This window comes from Pseudomonas gingeri (assembly GCF_013385425.1).
GTDB lineage: Bacteria > Pseudomonadota > Gammaproteobacteria > Pseudomonadales > Pseudomonadaceae > Aquipseudomonas > Aquipseudomonas gingeri_D.
This window is the reverse complement of record NZ_JACAQA010000004.1, coordinates 156,534-180,291: the sequence shown is the minus strand read 5'-3', so window position 1 is coordinate 180,291 and position 23,758 is coordinate 156,534. Positions and strand designations below refer to the sequence as shown.

Annotated in this window: 22 protein-coding genes and 5 tRNA genes; 11 read left to right on the top strand and 16 right to left on the bottom strand. The window is 59.9% G+C overall.

Features of this window, described 5'->3' with window-relative positions:
- Window positions 1-31 precede the first annotated feature (31 nt).
- On the bottom strand, window positions 32-2,239 hold the full coding sequence (locus HX830_RS06455) for a DUF1631 domain-containing protein (RefSeq protein WP_177099393.1): 2,208 nt from the start codon (window positions 2,237-2,239) through the stop codon (window positions 32-34).
- Window positions 2,240-2,609: 370 nt separating this feature from the next.
- Here HX830_RS06455 and nadC point away from each other — a divergent pair, with 370 nt between their 5' ends.
- Window positions 2,610-3,458, top strand: coding sequence for a carboxylating nicotinate-nucleotide diphosphorylase (gene nadC, locus HX830_RS06450; protein ID WP_177099391.1), 849 nt, complete (start codon window positions 2,610-2,612; stop codon window positions 3,456-3,458).
- Between the two features lie 8 nt (window positions 3,459-3,466).
- On the opposite strand, the gene HX830_RS06445 is transcribed toward nadC, so the two are convergent.
- The 6 genes from HX830_RS06445 to HX830_RS06420 form a co-directional block, all read right to left on the bottom strand.
- The gene (locus HX830_RS06445; protein WP_177099389.1) at window positions 3,467-3,964 is read right to left on the bottom strand and encodes a methylated-DNA--[protein]-cysteine S-methyltransferase; all 498 of its coding nucleotides are present in this window, start codon (window positions 3,962-3,964) and stop codon (window positions 3,467-3,469) included.
- Window positions 3,961-5,457 carry a DNA-3-methyladenine glycosylase 2 gene (locus HX830_RS06440; protein ID WP_177099387.1) on the bottom strand — a complete coding sequence of 499 codons (1,497 nt, stop codon included), beginning with the start codon at window positions 5,455-5,457 and terminating at the stop codon, window positions 3,961-3,963. Before HX830_RS06440 ends, HX830_RS06445 begins: the two co-directional genes overlap by 4 nt.
- A gap of 165 nt (window positions 5,458-5,622) precedes the next feature.
- Window positions 5,623-5,802, bottom strand: coding sequence for a hypothetical protein (locus HX830_RS06435; protein WP_177099385.1), 180 nt, complete (start codon window positions 5,800-5,802; stop codon window positions 5,623-5,625).
- Between the two features lie 4 nt (window positions 5,803-5,806).
- Complete coding sequence (locus HX830_RS06430; RefSeq protein ID WP_177099383.1) at window positions 5,807-6,544, bottom strand: zeta toxin family protein; 738 nt, start codon at window positions 6,542-6,544, stop codon at window positions 5,807-5,809.
- Between the two features lie 98 nt (window positions 6,545-6,642).
- A tRNA-Thr gene (locus HX830_RS06425) sits at window positions 6,643-6,718 on the bottom strand.
- 39 nt (window positions 6,719-6,757) lie between these two features.
- A complete protein-coding gene (locus HX830_RS06420) occupies window positions 6,758-8,176 on the bottom strand; it encodes an O-antigen ligase family protein (protein WP_177099381.1) in 1,419 nt (472 codons plus the stop codon).
- A 140-nt stretch (window positions 8,177-8,316) separates the two neighbouring features.
- Here HX830_RS06420 and HX830_RS06415 point away from each other — a divergent pair, with 140 nt between their 5' ends.
- The 6 genes from HX830_RS06415 to yacG all read left to right on the top strand — a co-directional run bounded on the left by HX830_RS06415 (window position 8,317) and on the right by yacG (window position 13,611).
- Window positions 8,317-8,736: a pilin gene (locus tag HX830_RS06415; RefSeq protein WP_177099379.1), complete on the top strand. Its 420-nt coding sequence runs from the start codon at window positions 8,317-8,319 to the stop codon at window positions 8,734-8,736.
- A 257-nt stretch (window positions 8,737-8,993) separates the two neighbouring features.
- Window positions 8,994-10,694 (top strand): type IV-A pilus assembly ATPase PilB, encoded by a 1,701-nt coding sequence (gene pilB, locus HX830_RS06410; RefSeq protein ID WP_177099377.1) that lies wholly within the window; start codon window positions 8,994-8,996, stop codon window positions 10,692-10,694.
- A gap of 3 nt (window positions 10,695-10,697) precedes the next feature.
- Complete coding sequence (locus HX830_RS06405) at window positions 10,698-11,915, top strand: type II secretion system F family protein (protein ID WP_177099375.1); 1,218 nt, start codon at window positions 10,698-10,700, stop codon at window positions 11,913-11,915.
- 3 nt (window positions 11,916-11,918) lie between these two features.
- Window positions 11,919-12,791: a prepilin peptidase gene (locus HX830_RS06400; protein ID WP_177099373.1), complete on the top strand. Its 873-nt coding sequence runs from the start codon at window positions 11,919-11,921 to the stop codon at window positions 12,789-12,791.
- Entirely contained in the window at window positions 12,788-13,411 is a 624-nt protein-coding gene (coaE, locus tag HX830_RS06395) for a dephospho-CoA kinase (RefSeq protein WP_177099371.1), read from the top strand. Before HX830_RS06400 ends, coaE begins: the two co-directional genes overlap by 4 nt.
- Window positions 13,408-13,611, top strand: coding sequence for a DNA gyrase inhibitor YacG (gene yacG, locus HX830_RS06390; RefSeq protein ID WP_040071046.1), 204 nt, complete (start codon window positions 13,408-13,410; stop codon window positions 13,609-13,611). The genes coaE and yacG overlap by 4 nt, the downstream gene beginning before the upstream one ends.
- Before the next feature lie 26 nt (window positions 13,612-13,637).
- On the opposite strand, the gene HX830_RS06385 is transcribed toward yacG, so the two are convergent.
- Together HX830_RS06385 and HX830_RS06380 are read right to left on the bottom strand one after the other, a co-directional pair.
- Complete coding sequence (locus HX830_RS06385) at window positions 13,638-13,853, bottom strand: hypothetical protein (protein WP_103494742.1); 216 nt, start codon at window positions 13,851-13,853, stop codon at window positions 13,638-13,640.
- Between the two features lie 62 nt (window positions 13,854-13,915).
- A complete protein-coding gene (locus tag HX830_RS06380) occupies window positions 13,916-14,602 on the bottom strand; it encodes an energy-coupling factor ABC transporter permease (RefSeq protein WP_177099369.1) in 687 nt (228 codons plus the stop codon).
- Between the two features lie 141 nt (window positions 14,603-14,743).
- Between HX830_RS06380 and HX830_RS06375 the strand changes: the two genes are divergently transcribed.
- From HX830_RS06375 to HX830_RS06365, 3 genes are all read left to right on the top strand, one after another.
- The gene (locus HX830_RS06375; RefSeq protein WP_103494689.1) at window positions 14,744-15,370 is read left to right on the top strand and encodes a DUF1780 domain-containing protein; all 627 of its coding nucleotides are present in this window, start codon (window positions 14,744-14,746) and stop codon (window positions 15,368-15,370) included.
- A 66-nt stretch (window positions 15,371-15,436) separates the two neighbouring features.
- Window positions 15,437-15,610 (top strand): DUF3094 family protein, encoded by a 174-nt coding sequence (locus tag HX830_RS06370; RefSeq protein ID WP_100941192.1) that lies wholly within the window; start codon window positions 15,437-15,439, stop codon window positions 15,608-15,610.
- Between the two features lie 63 nt (window positions 15,611-15,673).
- Window positions 15,674-16,972: an NAD(P)/FAD-dependent oxidoreductase gene (locus HX830_RS06365; protein WP_177099367.1), complete on the top strand. Its 1,299-nt coding sequence runs from the start codon at window positions 15,674-15,676 to the stop codon at window positions 16,970-16,972.
- Between the two features lie 188 nt (window positions 16,973-17,160).
- On the opposite strand, the gene HX830_RS06360 is transcribed toward HX830_RS06365, so the two are convergent.
- From HX830_RS06360 to rluD, 7 genes are all read right to left on the bottom strand, one after another.
- Window positions 17,161-17,237, bottom strand: a tRNA-Pro gene (locus tag HX830_RS06360).
- 93 nt (window positions 17,238-17,330) lie between these two features.
- A tRNA-Lys gene (locus HX830_RS06355) sits at window positions 17,331-17,406 on the bottom strand.
- A 5-nt stretch (window positions 17,407-17,411) separates the two neighbouring features.
- A tRNA-Pro gene (locus HX830_RS06350) sits at window positions 17,412-17,488 on the bottom strand.
- A 9-nt stretch (window positions 17,489-17,497) separates the two neighbouring features.
- Window positions 17,498-17,573, bottom strand: a tRNA-Asn gene (locus HX830_RS06345).
- A 389-nt stretch (window positions 17,574-17,962) separates the two neighbouring features.
- The gene (gene clpB, locus HX830_RS06340; RefSeq protein WP_152742072.1) at window positions 17,963-20,527 is read right to left on the bottom strand and encodes an ATP-dependent chaperone ClpB; all 2,565 of its coding nucleotides are present in this window, start codon (window positions 20,525-20,527) and stop codon (window positions 17,963-17,965) included.
- A 130-nt stretch (window positions 20,528-20,657) separates the two neighbouring features.
- A complete protein-coding gene (pgeF, locus tag HX830_RS06335) occupies window positions 20,658-21,383 on the bottom strand; it encodes a peptidoglycan editing factor PgeF (RefSeq protein ID WP_177099365.1) in 726 nt (241 codons plus the stop codon).
- Complete coding sequence (rluD, locus tag HX830_RS06330) at window positions 21,380-22,342, bottom strand: 23S rRNA pseudouridine(1911/1915/1917) synthase RluD (RefSeq protein ID WP_103498791.1); 963 nt, start codon at window positions 22,340-22,342, stop codon at window positions 21,380-21,382. The genes pgeF and rluD overlap by 4 nt, the downstream gene beginning before the upstream one ends.
- Window positions 22,343-22,492: 150 nt before the next feature.
- Between rluD and HX830_RS06325 the strand changes: the two genes are divergently transcribed.
- A complete protein-coding gene (locus HX830_RS06325; protein WP_103498792.1) occupies window positions 22,493-23,515 on the top strand; it encodes an outer membrane protein assembly factor BamD in 1,023 nt (340 codons plus the stop codon).
- The last annotated feature ends 243 nt before the right edge of the window (window positions 23,516-23,758 follow it).

Here is a 23,758-nt window from a genome sequence, read left to right as displayed (position 1 = left end):
AATGCCCGACGCCAGGACAAGCGAGGCGCACTCAGCGCTTCTTCATCCGCCGCAGATTGCCGATGACCGAGGCCAGCGCCCGGTCGAACAACAAGGCGTCGTCGAGCAGGCGGACCGCGCCACGGCGGAACTCCACGGCCAGGGCCTGGGCCGTTCGCTCCAGTACTTTCATGCCGGTACGATTGACGAAGATGTACTTGCCGCCCGGCTCGATAATCGCCGTCAGCTTGCAGCGCAGGCTGTTCTCCTCGTCCTCGCGGATTTCCACCCACTGGCCGATGCGCAATTGCCGGATCCAGAGCAGCGCGGCGTCATCGGCCGGCAACTCGAAGGCCACGTCTTCGACCTGAAGCTCGTGAGGGGCACTGAGGACAATCTCCTCCACCACCTCGACCATCGCCGGGGCCTGGGCGCTCGCCACGGGTTCGGCATTCTTCCTGGCAAGCTGCTGGAGTACCTGCACATGCAGGCCTTCCAGCTGGCTGAAAAACTCACTGGTGGCGAAGGGATCGAACGCGGCGCTGGTCAAGCCGTCGCGCAGGGACTTGAGCAACCCAGGGACCAGCTCCAGCAGCTTGAGCCGAGCATCCACCGGGTCCTGGGGTTCGACACTCCAGATCAAATCGTCCAGGGTCTGCAAGCCGGCCTGCCATTCGGCGGACGCTTCGCCCTGCTTGAGCCAGGTCAGCAACAACACCTTGCTCCAGGCCTCCTGGAGCAGACGCACCACCACTTCGGGCAAGGTCCGCCCCAATAACCGCTCGTTCAAGACTTCCTGAACCCGCTGGCGCGCCTGTTCGGCTTTAGCACGGCCTTCTTCGGCATCCCGGGTACGCTGTTCGAGCAATTCGCTACGGCGGCGTTCGTCGCTGGTAAAGGCGAGGAACTCCACCAGTAACTCGGCAAAGATCGCCGGATCGTCAACGAAATCATTCAACAGCCGCTGCACGATCTGCTCGATACGCACATACAGGGCATCACGGTGATAGTCGTCACGGGAACCCCAGCCCAGGGCGGCGGAGGCGATTTCATTCAACAGGCGGCGGGCCGGATGACTGCCGCGACTGAAGAAGCTCTTGTCCAGCACCGCCACTTTCAACATCGGGATCTGCAAGCGGCCGATCAACGCCTTCAGCGAATCCGGCAGGACCCGGTCATCGAGGATAAATTCGAAGAGCATGGCGATCAGGTTGATCACGTCTTCGTCCATGCCCCCGACCACCCGGGACTTGCCGCTTTTCACGCTGACCCGGGTCAGCAACTGTTCCAGCTGATTGCGCAGGTCGAAATCTTCCGCCGAGCTGGGCTCCGGCACATATTGCTGCAGATGCGAGAGCAGGCGCAGCAGATCGTTGGTGGAAATCGGCTGGACCTCGGAGCCGGCCTCAAGCTTGGGCGCCACGCTGCCACGCACATGCAGCAGGAGTTCCTGCAGGGCGGCGAACACCTCCTGCACGCTTTCATCCAGGGGCTTGGCGCTGGCGGTCGGCGCCTGATGGCCGCGGGTGCTGGCCGCCGCATGATCGCTGGCGCGTCGTGCCGGAGCGGCCTTGAGCTCCGGCAACACACCGGTGGCGATCAGCAGCTGATTGGCTTCGGCATACAACTGGTCGGCGTCGCGGAGGACATATTTCTCGAACAGCTTGAGAATGATCAGCTTGACCTTGATCTCCACCCCGAGGTTACGCCCGGCCTCGAGGAAATACTCACAGAGCATCGCCGGGCCCATGGGGTTGCTCGCGTCATCGACACGCCGGGTAATCAAGGCATTGAAGCGGGTGCTGAGTTGCCCCAGGGCAAAACTGTCGCGGCTGAGGACCTTGGCGACCATGGCATCGAGGGCCACGGTGCGTTCGAGCTCATCGTTGGGCACCAGCGCCAGGGCTTCGTAGGACACCACCGAAGACAGTGTCGGCTCACTGATGTCGTACTGGCCAAGGCGGTCAAAGGCTTCGAAAAAGCGCTCGAGAAAACCACGCTCGATACTCTTGCGCTTGAGGCGCAGGTCGCGCATGGCTTCGAAAAAAGTGTTCTGGTCGACGTTGTTCTGGGCCTTGTCGGCCATTTCGAACAGGGTGTCGTCGGCATTATCGAACAGCACCTGCAAGCCTTGCTTGAGCTGCAAGGCCGCCTTGTCCCGGACCTGGACCAGAACCACGGGCAAACGGGCAAGCGGCGACGGCGTCGCTTGATCGTCGGCGGCCTTGTGCAAAGGCACGACCTTCCCGTCATTGTGCATCAAAGCCTCCTGCCGCAGCGGTTCTGTCAGTTCGGGTGAAAGATCGGTGTCTGCGGGGAGTGGGCATCATGCCTCACGACCGCTTCTCGGCGAACACCTCAGGCGCTCACCGGCTATCGATAATCGGGGAATCACAGGGACGTCAAAGCTATGACGTCAATTACAAGGCAGATTATCTTGTAAAAGATGTCACTTTTACTAGTCCTCGGCAATTCCTTTTCAGATCCATATGAAAATAGACCGTCGATCGGGCAAAACGCTCACGGCAAGCGACCAAAGGCAAGATCCGGGCGGCCAGTCTCGGCCACGCGCCTTGGGTTGGGCGGCGCCCTGCCTCTATAATCAAGATACTTTGTTTGTGGAGTCCGTTATGCCGAATCTACGCCTCGCCGACCTGACCGCCGAAATCGAAGCCAACGTGCGCCGTGCGTTGCTCGAAGACATCGGTGGTGGCGACATCACCGCCCAGCTGATCCCCGCCGAGCGCCTGGCCAAGGCCACCATCATTACCCGCGACGCGGCGACCATCGCCGGTACGGCCTGGGTCGATGCGGTGTTTCGCCAGCTCGACCCACGGGTGGCCGTGCATTGGCAGGTACGCGACGGCGAACGGGTGCAGCCGAACCAGCCGCTGTTCCATCTGGAAGGCCCGGCGCGTTCGTTGCTCAGCGGCGAACGTTGCGCCCTGAATTTCCTCCAGCTGCTGTCCGGGGTCGCGACCCATGCGCGTTATTACGCCGACCAGGTCGCCGATACCGCGGTCAAGCTGCTGGATACCCGCAAGACCTTGCCGGGTTTGCGCCTGGCGCAGAAGTACGCGGTGACCTGTGGCGGCTGTCATAACCATCGGATTGGCTTGTACGACGCGTTCCTGATCAAGGAAAACCATATCGCCGCGTGCGGCGGGATCGCCCAGGCGATCAGCGCGGCGCACAAGATCGCCCCGGGCAAGCCGGTGGAGATCGAGGTGGAAAGTCTTTCCGAGCTCAAGGAAGCGCTGGCGGCGGGGGCGGATATCATCATGCTCGATGAGTTGAGCCTGGACGATATGCGCGAAGCGGTGCGCCTGAATGCCGGCAAGGCGAAGCTGGAAGCCAGCGGCGGGATCAATGAAAGCACCCTGCGGCCGATTGCCGAGACCGGCGTGGACTATATCTCCATTGGTGCGATGACCAAGGATGTGAAGGCGGTGGATCTGTCGATGCGTTTGAGTCTCTGAGAAGAGGCTCAACGCAACGAAAAGCGCCGCGACTCAAGCTCCAGCAACCATTGCTTGGCCGCCAGCCCGCCACCGAACCCGGTCAGGCTGCCGTTGCTGCCGATCACCCGATGACAAGGCACGATCACCGGCACCGGATTGCGGCCATTGGCCGCCCCGACTGCCCGTGACGCCTTGGGTCGATTGATCCGCTGGGAAATTTCGCCATAGCTGGTGGTCACGCCGTAAGGAATGGTCACCAGGGCTTGCCAGACGTCTTTCTGGAAGTCCGTGCCGAGCATATTGAGCTTCAGATCGAACTCGACGCGCTCACCGGCAAAGTACTCCTCCAACTGAATACGCACCTGTGCCAGTTTCTCCGGCGCATGCAGCCAGCCGTCCAATGGCGTCTGCGGCCGATAGTCCAGCTCGAAGCGCAGCTCCCGCAGCCCGTCGTCGTCGGCCACCAGCATCATGGGGCCGATGGGCGAAGGGATGATGTCGTAGTAAATCTGGCTTGCTGTCATTTTTGACTCCTGCGTATCGATTCTGCCTCACTCGCCCCGCGCCACAGGTACATCACCGTATAGGCGCGCCATGGCCGCCAGTCTTCGGCGAGCAGTTCCAGTGCCTTGGTGCTCAAGGGCGGAATATCCCTGACCACTTCGCGACGCAGGATCAGGTCCGCCGCCGGGAAGGCATCGGGATGATTGAGCGCGCGCATGGCGATGTAGTGCGCGGTCCATTCGCCAATACCCGGTAGGGCAACCCAGCTTTTGACGAAGTCATTGAGTCGTTGTTCTGTACGAAAACTCACCCGACCATCGAGTAAAGCCTGGGCGATGCCTTGAATGGTGGCGGTGCGTGTCCTGATCACGCCGATTGAGCCCAGGTCCGCGTCGACCATCTGCTCTGGGGATGGAAACAAGTGATCCAGGCCCGGTGCCGGCGGTGCCTCAAGGACAGTGCCGAAGCGGGTCAGCAGTCGGGATGCCAGGGTACGTGCCGCCGCCACACTGACCTGCTGCCCCAACACTGCCCGCACCGAAATCTCGAAACCATCCCAGCCGCCTGGCAGACGCTGCCCAGGATAGCGCTCAACCAGTGGCGCCAGCACCGGGCTCGCACCCAGGGTAGCGGCGATGGCCTGGGGGTCGGCGTCCAGGTCGAACATCCGGCGAATCCGTGTGACCACCGGCAGCATCTGCCCGGGCGGGACATTGAACAGCTCGAGCTTCAAGGCATGAGCGCCATCCGACCAGGCGCTGACCTTCAGCCAACTGGGCGACTCGTGGCTACCGAAGACCCGTCTATAACCTTGCTCGTCGACCACTTCGATGCCCGGCAAGGCACGACTGGCGAGGAACGCCAACACAGCCTTGAAATCGTAGGGGGGTCGATAGCCCAGGCGCAGGACCAGTGCGCTGTTGGCATTGGCCAACGGCTTGCGGCGAAAATCCCGGGGCGGTGCATGGTTGGCTTCGGCAAAGGCCGAATTGAAGCGGCGCAGACTCTGGAAGCCCGAAGCCAGCGCCACTTCGGTGATCGGCAAGGCGGTTTCGGTCAGCAGTTGCTTGGCGAACAGCAGGCGCTGGGTAGCATGGACCGCAATGGGCGGAGCGCCGAGGTGTTTGACGAACAGGCGACGCAGTTGCCGGGCACCGACATCGAGTCGGGCGGCCAAGTCGTCGAGGGACTGTTCGGCGAGAAAACCTTCGTGGATCAGCTTCAGGCCACGGCCGACCAGATGCTCGCCATGCAGCCAGATCGTGTTGCCCGGCGCCAGTTCAGGGCGACAACGCAGGCAGGGGCGGAAGCCCAAGGCCTCGGCGGCGGCGGCACTGGGGTAATACTGCACATTCTCGACCTTGGGCGGACGCGCCGGGCAGACGGGACGGCAGTAGATCCGGGTGCTGAGGACCGCCGTGAAAAAGACCCCGTCAAAGCGCGCATCGCGGCTCAGGCGGGCCTTTTCGCAGATATCGGCCGAGGGGAATGAGGAAGCAATCGTCGTGTTCATGGGCAGAGACTAGCACCGGTGATGGGGCTGTTCTCGCCATTTTCGGACGTGGATGAATCGAAAACTCATCATCAACACAGATCAGGATTCAAACGTCGAGGATGAAACGCCAAGCATTCAAACCCACGGCATGGGCTGGGTTTTGACTAAAGACGCGACTCAGTCTCAAGCTTTCGCGTCCACGGACCGAGCAGCTTTGATTGCCTCCGCTTTCTGCAAGACATCCCGCTGTGCGGCAATAGCCTTGCTGATCACCACATTGAATACATCCCGCTTGGTTTGCGCACTGGCATTGGAAAAAAAATCAGCCAAAACACTGAGCTCACTGGTCTTTGCTGTAGTCATGACGTCATACCTCGGTTAAACGTTCAACAAGCTCGGCTTGATCATAGGTTTCAGGGATCAGGGCGTCAATCGTGGAGCTATCCGCATCGATCTCTACCACACGGCCGGCGAAATCGATGTCCTTGATGAGAAGATTTACCTGTACCCGGTCACCATACAGGCGCTTGAGCTCGACAATATTGCTGCGTGCGGCGACAAACTGCCTGGAAAATTCCAACAAAGGGATATTCCTACCTTCAGTGATTTCCCTGGCCTGCACGAATTGCCAGGCAAGCTCGGGTCGTTGGTAGACGTACATGATCTGGGCGTTTCTTTGGCTCCCCAAGACTCGATCAATGTTACGGCGTGCCACTTCGAAATTGGCCATTGTTCCATCCAGGATAAACGAAAGGCGCTTTTCAAAAGCGCGATCCAGGACTTTTTCCAGGATTTTGGTAACAGCCCGCTGAAACAGATAGGAATTGCGACCTTCATACCCAGGGACCAGATTTCTGAAATCGTCGGGATCAATGCGCAAGACTCGTCGTGGAGGAGCATAACCATTTGACGACTCAAGGGTTTCGGCTATCGCCTTGGCTACTTCTGTTTTTCCTGCTCCAGGCGATCCTGCCATGAAAACGGTAAATGGAGAGGCCTCACTGGGAAACACCGCTATATCCGCGATTTTCCTGGCAAGGGCGGCGCGGTTCGTCCGTGCGAACTCAAAAGCCGCCTGCTCGATAGCGGATTCCTCCGGTGTCATAAAAAGTCCATTCCTTGCATTCCGCGCCTTTAGACCAGCAGCATCCATGGATCGGCGGAGATTCTTGGGGTGGGCTGAAACGAGCGGATAACTTGATGTGGTGCCGGAGATAGGAATCGAACCTACGACCTTCGCGTTACGAGTGCGCTGCTCTACCGACTGAGCTACACCGGCGTGGCGCTAAAGCTAGCATCCGATACCGCAGCGGGCAAGTTACTCGGGCTTGATCGCAATGACGCCCTGGGTCCAGAAGCGCGGCTGGAAATGGCCGCCGTATTGCTGCTGGTAGAGTTTGTTGCGCTCGTCCAGATGGGGAACGTCGCGGATCACTACATAGACCAGGAACAGCACGGCGGCAGTGCTGATGCCCATCCACGACCAGTGGATAAAGGCGTTGGGCTTGGCCGGCTCGCCCTTCCAGACATGCAGCGCCATCAGCCAGCCAACCACCAGCGACAGCCAGAGCTGGGAGTACGGCATCACGATCACACCGTCGACCATGGATTGGGTCAGTGCGCCTATTAGACTGGCGAACAGGCAGAGACGGAGCAGATCGGTCGGGTCGTCGGAAGTTGAGCGTTCTCGGACCAAGAGGAATGTTGCCCATAGGCCGCGTCCCGCCAGCCACACGACCAGCAAGGTTGAAGGGATGCCCCATTCACTGGCCCATTGCAGGATGGCTTGATGCGGGTGGGCGGCGATTGGGTTGTGGATATCGGCGAAATGCATGGGACCGAAGCCAAGCCAGGGGCGTTCGAGGATCAGGTCCCGGGCTTGTTGCCAAATAGGGCCCCGACCTGACAAGGAGGTGGTCAGGCGGTCGCTGGCGAAGTTGCTCACTTCTATGCCGAGGTAGCCGGTGAGAACGCTGAACAACAGCCAGTAAAGTGTCACGCCCACCACGACCGCGGGCAGTTGCCAGGTGATCCATCGTTTGCCGGAATGACCGCAGATGAAGAGCACGCAGGCAGCTACGCCCATACCAAGCCAGGTGCCGCGAGTGCCACCCGTCACCGCCACCAGCCACCAGAGACTCAGGAGCGAGAAAACCCAAAGTCGAGTGGACCGTTGAGTCGTGGACAACAGCAGTGGGAGCGCTAAAAGCGGCAGGGTGAAGGTCTGGAATTGGCCGTAGAAGCGTTTGTTGGAGAAACCGGAAATAAGCCTGTCAGTATCCAGTGCCTGTGCCCTACTCATGAACGCAGCGCCCCCGGAGAAAATGAACTGAAAGCCTTTGCCCGCACACAGCAGCACGATGAACAGCAGGAGATAACGGTCGGCGGCATCGCCTTCGAGCCTTCGTCCCAGAGCAAAGCTGTAGGCGATCATACTGGTGACAATCAGCAGCGAAAGCTCAGTCAAAGCCCAATCTGGTTGGTGGGAGCGCAACGACGACAGCAAACCCAGCAGGACAATAACGATACACACCATCACGGCAGTGTTGTGGCGAACGAACATGACGCGCTGTGAGACAAGACCTGAAACCAGGGATGCCCAAGCCGCGAAGGCGATGCCTATCTGGAAAATACGCTGCCAGTCATGTCCACCAAATACCGCCGAAACCGCAAGCGTCAAAATGATCAAGCAAGCAAATAGGTAGACCCTTGCACTCAAAATGGCTGACAACGGCATTGATGCCCTCAATGTACAAAACCCTATGGACCGAGCGGCATCGGGAGTGACATCCCTAAATAGCCTGGCACGGCGATTGCTCTGGAACCAGTGAAGGCTCACAACGCCAAAAACGCAACACTCCCCCAAAGGAAGTAACCATGAAAGCGATGCAAAAAGGCTTTACGCTGATCGAATTGATGATCGTCGTGGCGATTATCGGGATTTTGGCGGCTGTGGCGCTGCCAGCTTACCAAAACTACATAAAAAAAGCTGCATACTCTGAAGTTACTGCTGCCATGGATCCAGTCAAAACAGCAATAGTTATGTGCTTTCAACAGACGGGAGTGATAGCACAGTGCAGCACAGCGGCGTTGCTAGGCCTGACATTGCCAACAAACCAGGCTGGTAGCGCTCTGAACAGCATAGCTATTACGGCGGCATCAGGCGTCATTACTGCAACTCCTAATACTTACAAAGGAATCGCAAATACCGACACTTGCGTCCTTACTCCGGATGCTAACTTTCTCGTGTGGACGTATAGCGGTGCCTGCGTCAACAATGGATATGTTAAAAACTGATTTAGCCTAGTTCAACTGACAGTCTAAACTCATACTCTAAAGACCATCATAGATATCTCTCTATCGATGGTCTTTTTTTGCTTAACAGCTCAAAAAATTGAACATGTAGTGCAACATCGCTATTTAAAGCACACCACAAACAGACTGCGATTACTTCAAAGCAGCAAAATCTGACATTTTTTGTCACCTAGCGTACCGATTTGGCACCAACGCCCGACTAGGCTATAAGACTCCAACTGTTTGTGTTTGGTGCTCAAATGAACGATATCGCCCTTTCCGGTCTGGCCAAGCAACTGGTTGCAGCCGAGCTACTCACTGACAAAAACGCTCAGCTGGCGTATCAGCAAGCCCAACGCAACAGGATTTCCCTCGTCAGCTATCTGGTCCAGAACAAACTGGTCAAAAGTCGACAGGTGGCGGAAATTGCCTCCGAACATTTCGGCGTTGCCCTGCTCGACCTGAGCTGCCTGGACAAAGAAAGCCAACCCAAGGGGCTGGTCAGTGAAAAGCTGATCCGCCAACACCATGTGCTGCCGCTATGGCGACGCGGTAATAAGCTGTTCGTCGGCATTTCCGACCCAAGCAATCATCAGGCTATTACCGATATCCAATTCAGTACCGGGCTCACCACCGAGGCCATTCTGGTCGAGGACGACAAGCTTACCGACGCCATCGATAAGTTTTTCGACAGCAACTCCAGCGGTTTTGAGGAGATGGGGGACGTCGACCTTGAAGGTCTGGATATTGAATCGGTCGACGACAAGAAACAGGAACAGATTTCTGGCCAAGACGCCGACGACGCTCCGGTGGTTCGCTTCGTCAACAAGATGCTCCTGGACGCCATCAAGGGTGGCTCATCCGACCTGCATTTCGAACCCTATGAAAAGATCTACCGAGTTCGCCTGCGTACCGACGGTATCCTGCGCGAAGTCGCCAGACCGCCTATCCATCTTGCCAGTCGTATCGCTGCCCGCCTAAAGGTTATGGCGAGCTTGGATATTTCAGAACGTCGCAAGCCCCAGGACGGCCGGATCAAAATGCGCATCTCGAAGACCAAGGCCATCGACTTTCGGGTCAACACCTTGCCAACGCTGTGGGGCGAAAAGATCGTAATGCGGATTCTCGACCCTTCCAGCGCACAAATGGGCATTGACGCGCTGGGCTACGAGCCAGATCAGAAAGACCTCTATATGGCAGCGCTGAAGCAGCCGCAGGGAATGATCCTGGTCACCGGACCAACCGGCTCTGGCAAAACCGTTTCGCTCTACACCGGCCTGAATATCCTCAACACCGTGGACATCAATATTTCCACCGCCGAAGACCCGGTGGAAATCAACATGGAAGGAATCAACCAGGTCAACGTCAATCCAAAACAGGGCCTGGACTTCGCACAAGCACTGCGCTCGTTCCTACGTCAGGACCCGGACGTGATCATGGTCGGTGAGATCCGCGACCTCGAAACCGCCGAGATCGCCATCAAGGCAGCCCAAACCGGCCATATGGTGCTATCTACCCTGCACACCAACAGTGCCGCCGAAACCCTGACCCGTCTACAGAACATGGGCATCGCCGGCTTCAACATTGCGACCTCGGTGAACCTAATCATCGCCCAGCGCCTAGCCCGCAAGCTGTGCAGCCACTGCAAGAAAGAGATCGATATCCCTGAAGAGGCCCTGCTCAAGGAAGGTTTCCCACCAGAGCTCATCAGTACGTTCAAGATTTATGAGCCGGTCGGCTGCGAGCAGTGCAACGGCGGCTATAAAGGCCGTGTCGGCATCTATGAGGTGGTGAAAAACACCCCAGACCTGCAACACTTGATCATGGCCGAGGGCAATTCATTGGAAATCGCCGCGCAAATGCGCAAAGACGGCTTCAACGACCTGCGCACTTCGGGACTGAAAAAAGCCATGCAAGGTGTAACCAGCCTGGAAGAAGTCAACCGAGTCACCAAGGATTAAACAATGGCAACCAAAGTAGTCAAGGTCAGCGTTTACGCCTGGGAGGGCACCGATAAAAGAGGTGCCAAAATGACCGGCGAACTGAGCGGTCACAACCCCGCACTGGTCAAGGCACAGCTACGCAAACAAGGCATCAATCCCGGCAAGGTGCGCAAAAAGACCGCCTCGATTTTCAGCAAGGGTAAACGCATCAAACCCCTGGATATCGCCCTGTTCACCCGACAGATGGCAACCATGATGAAGGCCGGTGTCCCGCTGCTGTTGTCCTTCGACATCATCGGGGAAGGCTTCGATAACCCGAACATGCGCAAACTGGTGGATGACATAAAACAGGAGGTCGCCGCCGGTAACAGCTTCGCCACGTCCCTGCGCAAGAAACCCGAGTACTTCGACGATCTGTATTGCAATCTGGTGGATGCCGGTGAACAAGCGGGCGCCCTGGAAAGCCTGCTGGAGCGGGTGGCAACCTATAAGGAAAAAACCGAGGCGCTCAAGGCCAAAATCAAGAAGGCCATGAACTACCCAATTGCTGTAGTGGTGGTCGCAATCATTGTTTCCGGGATCCTGTTGATCAAGGTTGTCCCTCAGTTCCAGAGCGTTTTCGCGAATTTCGGTGCCGAGCTGCCTGCCTTCACGCTGATGGTGATCGGCATTTCAAAAATACTGCAGGAATGGTGGCTGATCTTTCTAGGGGCATTGATCGCAGCCATTTTTGGCTTCAAGCGCGCCTACAAAAACTCCGAACGCTTCCGTAACTGGCTTGACCGCGTCTTCTTGAAGCTCCCTATTATCGGCTCTCTTCTCTACAAATCCGCCGTCGCCCGCTACGCCCGCACCCTTTCCACAACCTTCGCGGCTGGTGTGCCACTGGTCGAAGCCCTCGACTCCGTAGCTGGTGCCACCGGCAATATCGTCTTCAAAAATGCCGTCAACCGCATCAAGCAGGACGTCTCCACGGGGATGCAGCTCAACTTCTCCATGCGGGCGACCGGTGTATTCCCCACCATGGCCATCCAGATGACCGCCATCGGAGAGGAGTCCGGAGCCCTGGACGATATGCTCGACAAGGTTGCGACCTACTACGAAGGTGAAGTCGACAATATGGTCGATAGTCTTACCAGCCTCATGGAACCCATCATCATGGCCGTGCTCGGCGTGATCGTCGGCGGCCTGGTGATCGCCATGTACCTGCCTATCTTCAAGCTTGGCCAAGTGGTTTAACCGATGCCCCTACCCGACTTCCTGGCCAGCCACCCGCTGGCCTTTGTTTTATTCACCCTGCTCCTCGGTCTGATCGTCGGCAGCTTCCTCAACGTCGTGGTCTGGCGCCTGCCGAAAATGCTCCAGCGCGACTGGCGCACCCAGGCTCACGAAGTCCTCGGTCTGCCCCAACCCGCGCCCGGTCCAACCTACAACCTGCTGCTACCCCACTCCCATTGCCCGCACTGCAACCACCAGATCCGCGCCTGGGAAAACCTGCCGCTGGTCAGCTACCTGCTCCTGCGCGGCCAGTGCTCCCAATGCAAGGCCCCCATCAGCAAACGCTACCCGCTCACCGAACTGGCCTGCGGCCTGCTCTCAGCCTTTGTCGCCTGGCATTTCGGCTTCGGCTGGCCCGCCGGCCTGATGCTGGTGCTGACCTGGGGCCTGCTGGCCATGAGCCTGATCGACGCCGATCACCAGCTCCTGCCTGACGCCCTGGTCCTGCCACTGCTCTGGCTCGGCCTGATCGCCAACCACTTCGGTCTCTTCACCTACCTGGACGACGCCCTGTGGGGCGCCGTAGCCGGTTACCTGAGCCTTTGGTCCGTCTACTGGGCATTCAAGCTGCTCACCGGCAAGGAAGGCATGGGCCATGGCGACTTCAAGCTGCTGGCGATGCTCGGTGCCTGGGGCGGCTGGCAGATCCTGCCGCTGACCATCCTGCTCTCATCCCTGGTGGGCGCCGTGCTCGGCCTGATTCTGCTGCGCCTGCGCAACGCCCAGACCTCGACTCCGATCCCCTTCGGTCCCTATCTGGCAATTGCCGGCTGGATTGCCTTGCTCTGGGGTGGTCAAATAACCGCTTCCTATCTGCAGTTTGCCGGTTTCAAATGACCACAGCCGTTTCAACACCCTGGATTCTCGGCCTTACCGGCGGCATCGGTAGCGGCAAGAGCGCAGCGGCCCAGCACTTTATCGACCTGGGCATCCACACCGTGGACGCCGATCACGCCGCCCGCTGGGTGGTGGAGCCCGGTCGCCCGGCGCTGGCGAAGATCGCCGAGCACTTCGGCCCCGGCGTGCTGCAAGCCGACGGCCAACTGGACCGCGCCGCCCTACGCACGCTGATCTTCGAAGCCCCGGAACAACGGCGCTGGCTCGAAGCCCTGCTGCATCCGCTGATCGGCGAAGAGATCGCCAGCCACCTGGCCCGGGCACAATCGCCCTATGCGATCCTGGTCTCGCCGCTGCTGATCGAATCGGGACAATACAAGAACACCCAGCGCGTGCTGGTGATCGACGCCCCGCAGGCGTTGCAGATCCAACGTACACAGCAACGGGACCAGACCAGCGAACAACAGGTGCAGGCCATCCTCAAGGTCCAGGCCAGTCGCGAAGAACGCCTGCGCCATGCCGACGATGTGCTGGTCAACGACCGCGACCAGGCCTGGCTACGGAGCGAGGTCGAGCGTCTGCATCACCTTTATCTGACTTTGCGTGGAGGCCACTCATGAGCCAACCCTTGACCGTTGAATGCCCGACCTGCGGCGCCCCCGTGGAATGGACCGCCGCCAATCCGCAGCGGCCGTTCTGCTCCGACCGCTGCAAACTGATCGACCTCGGCGCCTGGGCCTCGGAAGAACACAAGATTCCCGTCAGCCCCGATGCCGAGGACGACCTGTTCTCCGACGATCTGCCGCCCCGCGCCCACTGATCACAGGGGATCAGGGGATCAGGGGATCAGGGCCGCATAAAACCGTAGTCCTGCTCGTCATCGAGGTTCTCGGCGAGAAATTGCAGTTCGTCCGCCAGATCCTCCGCACTGCGCAACGCCTTGCTCTGCTGCACCACCGCGCTGAGCAAGGCGCGCAGGCCCAGCCCCGGTTCGAATCCCTCCACTTGTGCATCTTCCAGACTGGCCTGCACCTGCTGACGCGCCCATTCGTACACACTCATGACCTTGCTCCCGGTTTTTTCCGCAGCATGGTCGTGGGGCGAACCTGCCGGCTTGACCCAGGTCAACGGGGCTCATTGTCCTTCCAGGGGGCCGACAGGTAGCGAGTGCGGTTGAAGGTTTCCAGCCACTCAGGACAGAACACCACCAGCGCGCTGACCACCATGCCGTTGATAAAAGCCTCGGGGAAAATGATCAGCCACAGGTAACCGACAAAATCCCCCAGCCACTCCGGCAGGGCGAAACGCCCGTCGAACCAGAGCAATCCAAGGCTCACCAGCAGGCAGAACAAAGCCGCCAGGGCGGCGGCGAAAAAGCCCGAGCAGAAGATATACACAAAGGGGTTACGCGGCTGCGCCCGCTCCACCAGGATCGCGCAGACCTCCGTCACCAGCACCGGCAGCAGGATCAGCAAGCTGCCGTTGACACCGAGCGCGGCCAGGTCCTGGCGCCCCAGCAACACCAGGCCGAGCTGCGCCACCAGACCACCGACAATCGCCAGTGGCCAGTCCAGCAGCAGGGTCACCGCCGTCAGGCCGATAAAGTGATAGGACACCCCGGTATCGAAGTCACGTCGCACCAGCCAGAGCAGAAACAGGGCGAAGACCGTGCCGAACAGCAGGTGCTGGCGGCGACTGTCGGTGAACAGCTCGACCCAGGGCGAACGCCAGATCGCCCAGACCACCACCGGCAGATAGATCAGCCAACCGATGACCAGGCTGGCGGGCGACAGCAGTTGCGCGCCGATCATAAAAACATCTCCACACTCCGCGGACTCGATAACACTTGCCGGCTTGAGTCCTGAAGTCTACACCGCCCGTTACGACGCATCGCGTCGACAAAAATTGCCCAGGACTTCCAGCCTTTGCAGTTTCGACGCTAAGCTTGGGCCATGGACGACTCGGATTTTTTACGCTTGCTGACCATCCAGGCGGAGCAAGCCAACACCTTTCTTTCCAATGCCCGCAAATGGGAGCGTGAGCGTTGGGTCTGCCAGCGCCTGCTGCAAGGACTGAACATTCCCTATCGCGCCGAAGACTTCCACCCCGCCCAAGAGCCGCCGGACGTGCTGTTTCGCGATGCCTGCTTCGAGGTGTTTTTCGTCCTCGACGAAGGCCGGCGGCTGAACGATGAGTGGCGCGAAGAGTTGCAGCGCCGGCGCAGCGCCTTTTCCCTGAGCCAGCTGGTGCGCCGCGAAGCCAAGCCCAGGCGCATTCCCGCCTCCGAGTTGTTGCAGCGGCTGGCCCCGACCCTGCGCAAGAAAGCCCACAATTACAAGGAGCGCGGGCTGGACCTGGGTGAGCTGGACATCATCGCCTTCGCCAGTCTCAAGCGCGAAGTGCTCGATCTCAACAGCCACTTCCCGCCGCCGACCGAATACCTGCGCCAGGGCTGGCGCTCGCTGTCGCTGGTGGGGCCGACCTTCGCCCGGGTGCTGTTCGCCCACCCCGATGCCCCGGACTTCCTGCGGGGCAATCTGGGGCGCAGCATTGTTTTCGACGTCGGCATCAGTTTGTAAGCCATGGCGTAATCACTGTACCAGTGATACAAAGCACCTTAGTGACGTCTACCTGACGAGGCTCCCATGACCAGCCGCCTGAACCCCGACGACCAGCAGCATGTCGATCAGTATCTGCAGCTTCCCCAACACCAAGTCGAGCGCCGGCCCTTTCGGCCGTGGATGCTCCTGGTGGTGGTGCTCGCCGTGGTCATCGGCCTGGGCCTGTTGAGCCGCTTCCTGAGTTACCTGGTGCTATGAGCTGCCTCGCGCTCGCCCGGATAACGCAGGCACAGATTTCCTTTAGCCTTGCGAGATATCCCCATGAACCATCGTATCGTGATCGTCGGCGGCGGCGCCGGCGGCCTGGAACTGGCGACCCGCCTGGGTAAGACCCTGGGCAGACGCGGCATTGCCAGCGTCATGCTGGTCGACGCGAACCTGACCCATATCTGGAAACCCCTGCTGCATGAAGTGGCGGCCGGTTCCCTCAACTCTTCGGCCGACGAGCTCAACTATGTCGCCCAGGCGAAATGGAACCACTTCGAGTTCCAGCTGGGGCGCATGAGCGGGCTCGACCGCGAGCAGAAAAAAATCCAGCTGGCCGCCACCTATGACGAACACGGCGTAGAGCTGCTACCTGCCCGGGAACTGGGCTACGACTCGCTGGTGATCGCGGTGGGCAGCACCACCAACGATTTCGGCACCGAGGGCGCGGCGCAACATTGCCTGTTCCTCGACACCCGCAAACAGGCCGAACGTTTCCACCAGCAATTGCTCAACCACTACCTGCGCGCCCATGCCGGACAGACCGATACGGTCGAGCAGATCAGCGTGGCGATTGTCGGCGCCGGTGCCACGGGCGTGGAACTGGCGGCGGAGCTGCATAACGCCGCTCACGAGCTGGCGGCCTATGGCCTGGACCGGATCAAACCGGAAAACATGCATATCACCCTGATCGAGGCCGGTCCTCGGGTGTTGCCGGCCTTGCCGGAGCGTATCGGCGGACCGGTGCACAAGACCCTGGAAAAACTCGGGGTGCGGGTCATGACCAATGCGGCCGTGAGTGAAGTGACCGCGGACAACCTGGTGACCGCCGACGGCCAGGTGATTGCGGCGAGCCTCAAGGTCTGGGCGGCAGGGATTCGCGCACCGGGCTTTCTCAAGGACATCGATGGCCTGGAAACCAACCGGATCAATCAGCTCCAGGTGCTGCCGACGCTGCAGACCACCCGCGACGAGAATATCTTTGCCTTCGGTGATTGCGCGGCCTGTCCGCAGGCGGGGACCGACCGCAATGTACCGCCACGGGCACAGGCGGCCCACCAGCAGGCGTCATTGCTGGCCAAGTCGCTGAAACTACGTATCGAAGGCAAGACCTTGCCGGAGTATCGCTATACCGACTACGGCTCGCTGATTTCGCTGTCGCGGTTTTCCGCCGTCGGCAACCTGATGGGTAACCTGACCGGTAGCGTGATGCTGGAAGGCTGGCTGGCGCGGATGTTCTATGTGTCGCTGTACCGGATGCACCAGATGGCGCTGTATGGCACCTTCCGCACCCTGATGCTGATGCTGGGCAGTCGGATCGGACGCGGGACCGACCCACGGTTGAAGTTGCACTGATAGCGGGTGCCATAGCAGGAGCGAGCTTGCTCGCGATGGTCGTGAACGATAACGCGTGTTTAGCCGGTACACGCGGCGCTCTTGAGCCCATCGCGAGCAAGCTCGCTCCTACAGTCCAGGGCGATCAAAAGCCTTGAGTAAAATACAGGCAAAAAAAAGCACCCTTGCGAGTGCTTTTTTTCTGAAGATGGTCGGGGTAAGGGGATTCGAACTCCTGACATCCTGCTCCCAAAGCAGGCGCGCTACCGGACTGCGCTATACCCCGGTAAAAAAAAGGCACCCGTTAAAGGCGCCTTCTGCGATCAGCGCTTTTGGCCTCTGATCTTAAGATTCAATCCCAGCGAACTGGTTTCAAAAATGGTGGGTCGTGTGGGATTCGAACCTACGACCAATTGGTTAAAAGCCAACTGCTCTACCAACTGAGCTAACGACCCAAAAATGGTCGGGGTAAGGGGATTCGAACTCCTGACATCCTGCTCCCAAAGCAGGCGCGCTACCGGACTGCGCTATACCCCGATTTGAAATTGGCTCCGTGACCAGGACTCGAACCTGGGACCCAATGATTAACAGTCATTTGCTCTACCGACTGAGCTATCACGGAACTACATATTTCAAGTTACAACTCTTACCGCAGACTTCCATCGCTGAAAGCTTCCTCAACCAGGCTTTTGCATCGCTGCGTTCGCTTGTCTGAGGCGCGCTATTCTACAACTCTGAAAACCTCTGTCAACCCCTTAAATTGCTTTCAAGACAATGATTTGCAATCTTTTTTCGAACTTCCCTTGTGGGAGAAATCCGAGGGGTGACGTACTGCGGGGCGCACTTTACAAGCCTTTGCCCCTGAGTTCAACGCCCTATCGAAAAAAACCTGCGAAATCGCAATACACTGTGTAGGAGCCGGCTTGCCGACGATGAGGCCAGCAAGCCTTGCATCGACCTTGCGGACGCCATCGCCGGCAAGCCGGCTCCTACAAGGGTGATCCCGGGTACTCAGGCAAACACGATCTCGTCGTTGACCACCGAGGCCGTCACGCTCGTTCCCGGCAGGAACCGCCCCGACAGGATCAACTGCGCCAACGGGTTCTCGATCCAGCGCTGGATCGCACGCTTGAGCGGCCGCGCGCCATAGACCGGGTCGTAGCCCACCGCGATCAACTTGTCCAAGGCCTCGCTGCTCAGTTCCAGCTTCAGCTCGCGCTCCACCAGGCGACTGCGCAGGCGACCCAACTGGATCTCGGTGATACCGGCGATCTGATCCCGGGCCAAAGGCTCGAAAATCACCACCTCGTCGATCCGGTTGATGAACTCCGGCCGGAAATGCGTACTCACCGCATCCATGACCGCTGCCCGCTGCGCCTCGCGATCCCCCACCAACTCCTGGATCTGCGCCGAGCCCAGGTTGGAGGTCATCACGATCACGGTATTGCGGAAGTCCACCGTACGACCATGGCTATCGGTCAGGCGACCGTCTTCCAGCACCTGCAGCAGGATGTTGAACACATCCGGGTGGGCCTTCTCGACCTCGTCCAGCAGGATCACCGAGTAAGGCTTGCGCCGTACGGCCTCGGTCAGGTAACCGCCTTCCTCATAGCCCACATAGCCCGGTGGCGCCCCGATCAGGCGCGCCACGGAGTGTTTCTCCATGAACTCCGACATATCGATGCGCACCATGGCCTCTTCGGTATCGAAAAGGAATTCGGCCAGGGCCTTGCACAGCTCGGTCTTGCCCACCCCGGTCGGGCCGAGGAACATGAAGGAGCCGCTCGGACGGTTCGGATCGGACAAGCCGGCCCGGGAACGGCGTACCGCGTTGGCCACCGCCACCACCGCCTCGTTCTGGCCGATCACGCGCTGGTGCAGCAGGCTTTCCATCTTCAACAGCTTGTCGCGCTCGCCTTCGAGCATCTTGGACACCGGGATACCGGTCCACTTCGACACCACTTCGGCGATTTCCTCTTCGGTCACCTTGCTGCGCAGCAGCTGGTTCTCGCTCTTGCCGTGCTGGTCGACCATCTGCAGGCTGCGCTCCAGATCCGGAATCACGCCATATTGCAGCTCCGCCATACGGTTGAGATCGCCTTTACGGCGTGCCGTTTCCAATTCCTGGCGCGACTGCTCGATTTTCTGCTGGATCTGCGCCGAGCCCTGCACTTCGGCTTTTTCCGAAGTCCAGACCTCTTCCAGGTCGGCGTACTCGCGTTCCAGGCGGACAATTTCTTCCTGGAGTTTTTCCAGGCGTTTTTTTGCCGCTTCGTCGTCTTCTTTCTTCAGTGCCTGGGATTCGACCTTGAGCTGGATCAGGCGACGCTCCAGACGGTCCAGCACTTCCGGCTTGGAGTCGATCTCCATGCGGATACGGCTGGCGGCCTCGTCGATCAGGTCGATGGCCTTGTCCGGCAACTGGCGGTCGGTGATATAACGATGACTGAGCTTGGCCGCCGCGATAATCGCACCGTCGGTGATCGCCACCTTGTGGTGCACTTCGTAACGCTCTTTCAGGCCACGGAGGATGGCAATGGTGTCCTCCTCGCTCGGCTCGTCCACCAGTACCTTCTGGAAGCGCCGCTCAAGGGCCGCATCCTTCTCTATATATTGGCGATATTCATTGAGCGTGGTCGCCCCGACGCAATGCAGCTCGCCACGGGCCAAGGCCGGCTTGAGCATGTTGCCCGCATCCATCGAGCCTTCGCCCTTGCCGGCGCCGACCATGGTGTGCAGTTCGTCGATAAACAGAATGATCTGCCCTTCCTGCTTCGACAGTTCGTTGAGCAGCGACTTCAGGCGCTCTTCGAACTCGCCGCGGTACTTGGCGCCGGCAATCAGCGCGCCCATGTCCAGGGACAGCAGGCGCTTGCCCTTCAGGCCATCCGGCACCTCGCCATTGATGATGCGCTGGGCCAGGCCCTCGGCAATGGCGGTCTTGCCCACGCCGGGCTCGCCGATCAGCACCGGGTTGTTCTTGGTCCGCCGTTGCAGCACCTGGATCGTGCGACGGATCTCGTCGTCACGGCCGATCACCGGGTCGAGCTTGCCTTCTTCGGCACGCTTGGTCAGGTCGACGGTGTACTTGTCCAGGGCCTGGCGCGCGCCCTCGGCGTTGGGGTCATTGACCGCCTCGCCGCCGCGCAGGTTGTTGATGGCATTCTCCAGGGCCTTCTTGCTCACACCCTGGCCGAGCAGCAACTTGCCCAGCTTGCTGTTCTCGTCCATGGCGGCGAGCAGCACCAGCTCGCTGGAAATGAATTGGTCGCCCTTCTGCTGGGCCAGGCGATCGGCCTGGTTGAGCAGGCGCGCCAGATCCTGGGACATGTTCACGTCGCCGGTGGGATTCTGGATTTTCGGCAATTGATCGAGCTCTTTGCTCAATTCCTTGCGCAGGCTGTTGATGTCGAAACCGACCTGCAACAGCAGGGGTTTGATCGAGCCGCCCTGCTGTTCCAGCAGCGCCTGCATCAAGTGCGCAGGCTCGATGGCCGGATGATCGTGGCCGACCGCCAGGGATTGGGCGTCTGACAACGCCAACTGCAATTTGCTGGTTAAACGATCTATACGCATGAGTCACCTTCCTTTGGAGCAGGCCGGAGCAAAGGACGCACCTGAATAAAGAAACCTGCCAGATGCCTCAGTAGATGCGGCCTATTCTGAGAGATTCAAGCGTCACAAGCTTGACGAAGATCAGAAGAGTCTAGTCTTCCAGCCAGATCAGGGAGGCGAAGCGACCGGTACGCGGACTGCGCCGGTAGGAGAAAAAGCGCGGGTCGCTGACCGTACACAGCCCGCCACCATGGACGGCGGTGATTCCGCGGGCGGCCAGACGCAGGCGCGCCAGGGCATAAATATCGGCCATGAAGCGTCCGGCATTGACGCTGGGGACAAAGGCTTCGATTGTTTCAGGATGCGTAGAGAGAAAGGCTTCGCGCACTTCCGCCCCCACTTCGAAGGCACCGGGGCCGATGGCCGGGCCGAGCCAGACGAGGATTTGCGACGCCGGCACGTCCAGTCGATCGACCGCGGCTTCCAGCACGCCTGCGGCCAACCCGCGCCAACCGGCATGGGCAGCGGCTACGCGGGTGCCGGCACGGTCGCAAAACAACACCGGCAGACAATCGGCGGTCATCGAGGTGCAGGCAATGCCCGGCGTACTCGTCCAACTGCCGTCGGCTTCGACGGTCAGCGTCGGATCGGCCTCGACCACCCCGACACCGTGCACCTGGCGCAGCCAGGCGGGCTGAATAGCAAAGGTATCGGTGAGGCGACGGCGGTTTTCCGTGACGGCAAGGGGATCGTCGTCGACATGATCACCGAGGTTGAGACTGTCGAACGGCGCCAGGCTGACGCCGCCCGCCCGCGTGGTCACGCAGGTCCTGACCCGCGCCGGCGCAGGCCAGTCGGGAATCAGGAAGTCACTCACCCGATGAACGCCTCGCGGTCCTGCTTGAGCAACGTCAACAACCAGACGAAATCGTCCGGCAGTGGCGACTCCCAGCTCATACGCTTACCGCTGGTCGGATGATCCAACTCGAGGAAACGTGCGTGCAGGGCCTGGCGCGGGAAGTTTTTCAGCGACTCGACCATGGTCACGCTGGCCGCCGGCGGAATACGGAAGCGACCGCCGTAGGCAGGATCGCCGACCAACGGAAAGTTGATGTGGGCCATGTGCACGCGAATCTGGTGGGTACGACCGGTTTCCAGCTTGACCCGGACATGGGTGTGGGAACGGAAGCGTTCCAGCACACGGTAGTGACTCACCGCCTGCTTGCCGCCTTCCATCACCGCCATGCGCTGGCGCTGCTGGCCGTGGCGACCGATGGGCGCATTGATCTTGCCGCCGGCGGTGACCACGCCGATCACGATGCATTCGTAGATCCGGCTGACGCTGCGGCTCTGCAATTGCGTGACCAGCTGCGTCTGGGCCTGGATGGTCTTGGCGACCACCATCAGACCGGTGGTGTCCTTGTCCAGGCGGTGCACGATGCCCGCGCGCGGCACATTGATAATGTCCGGCACGTGGTGCAGCAAGGCGTTGAGCAAGGTGCCATCGGCGTGACCGGCGGCCGGATGCACCACCAGGCCCGCAGGCTTGTTGATCACCAGGATGTCGTCGTCTTCATAGACGATATCGAGTTCGATGTCTTGGGCGATCCACTCACCCTGAGCTTCCTGCTCGGCAATCAGTTCAAGGACAGCGCCACCATGGACAATGTCTCGTGGGCGGATAACCGCGCCATCCACAGTCAGGCGGCCGTCTTTGATCCAGGCGGAAAGGCGCGAGCGTGAGTGCTCAGCGAAGAGTTGGGCGGCGACTTGATCGAGGCGTTGGCCGCCCAGTTCGGACGGCACCTCTGCGCGAAGTTCAATTTTATCGGACATGCTCGGACTAGGCGTCGGCACAGCCTTTGGTTTCGGCTGCGCGCTTGTGGTTAAATACGGCGTCTTTTGCCCCGAGGCTATCAACGGGGCACTCATCATAACAGGACGGCCCCGCCCAAGACAGCGGCCGTCATAGGGACGCAAGCCGCCATGCAAGTGAGACACCTGCTGCTGATCGCCATCCTCGCACTGACTGCTGCTTGCTCGTCGAAGGAAGTCGTCGACGAAAACTTGAGCGAAGTCGAGCTGTACCAGCAGGCGCAGGCCGACCTGGACAACCACAGCTATACCAGCGCCACCGCCAAGCTCAAGGCTCTGGAGTCGCGTTATCCGTTCGGTCGCTACGCCGACCAGGCCCAGCTCGAACTGATCTATGCCAACTACAAGAATGGCGAACCTGAGGCTGCCAAGTCGGCCGCCGAGCGTTTCATTCGCCTGCACCCGCAACATCCGAACGTGGACTACGCCTACTACCTCAAGGGCCTGACCTCGTTCGACCAGGACGTCGGCCTGCTGTCGCGCTTCCTGCCGCTGGACATGACCAAGCGTGACCCGGGCGCGGCCCGTGACTCCTACAACGAGTTCGCCCAGCTCACCAGCCGCTACCCGAACAGCCGCTACGCGCCGGACGCCAAGCAGCGCATGATCTACCTGCGCAACCTGCTGGCGGCCTACGAGATCCACGTGGCCGACTACTACCTGACCCGTCAGGCCTATGTCGCCGCCGCCAACCGCGGTCGTTATGTCGTGGAAAACTTCCAGGAAACCCCTTCGGTCGGTGACGGCCTGGCGGTGATGGTCGAGTCGTACCAGCGTCTGCACCTGGACGAACTGGCGGCTTCGAGCCTCGAAGTGCTGAAAACCAACTACCCGAACCATCCGACGCTGGTGGACGGTCAGTTCGTGCCACGGGTCGCCGAGGCGGACAACCGTTCGTGGATGAGCAAGGTCACCCTGGGCCTGATCGAATCCCGTCCACCGCTGCCGCCGGGCGAAACCCGCGCCAACCAGGACGTGGTCAAGCAGTTCCAGGACGCCAAGGATTCGATTCCGTCGGACCTGAAGCCGGAAGGCGGCGATGCGGCCCAGGAAGAGCAACACGAGGCCGAAGGCAGCAAAGGCAGCAGCAACCGCTCCTGGTTCAGCTACATGACCTTTGGCGTCTTCGACTGAGTCAACGAACACGCTCTCTGTAGGAGCATGGCTTGCCAGCGAAGAGGCCCTCAGGGACGCCAAAAGCTTCGCGGCGGTGCGGCGTCCTCCTACAGGCTTGAGGTGTTAGCTCTACTCCACCGCGTCTCAGAGAAGAGCCCTTGAGGGCTCTTTTTTTTGCCTTCGCCACGCCCCCCATCAAATGCGCTGTGCGCCCGGCATGTCCTTGGCTAAACTGCCGGATCATTTGCCAATAAGCGGGTT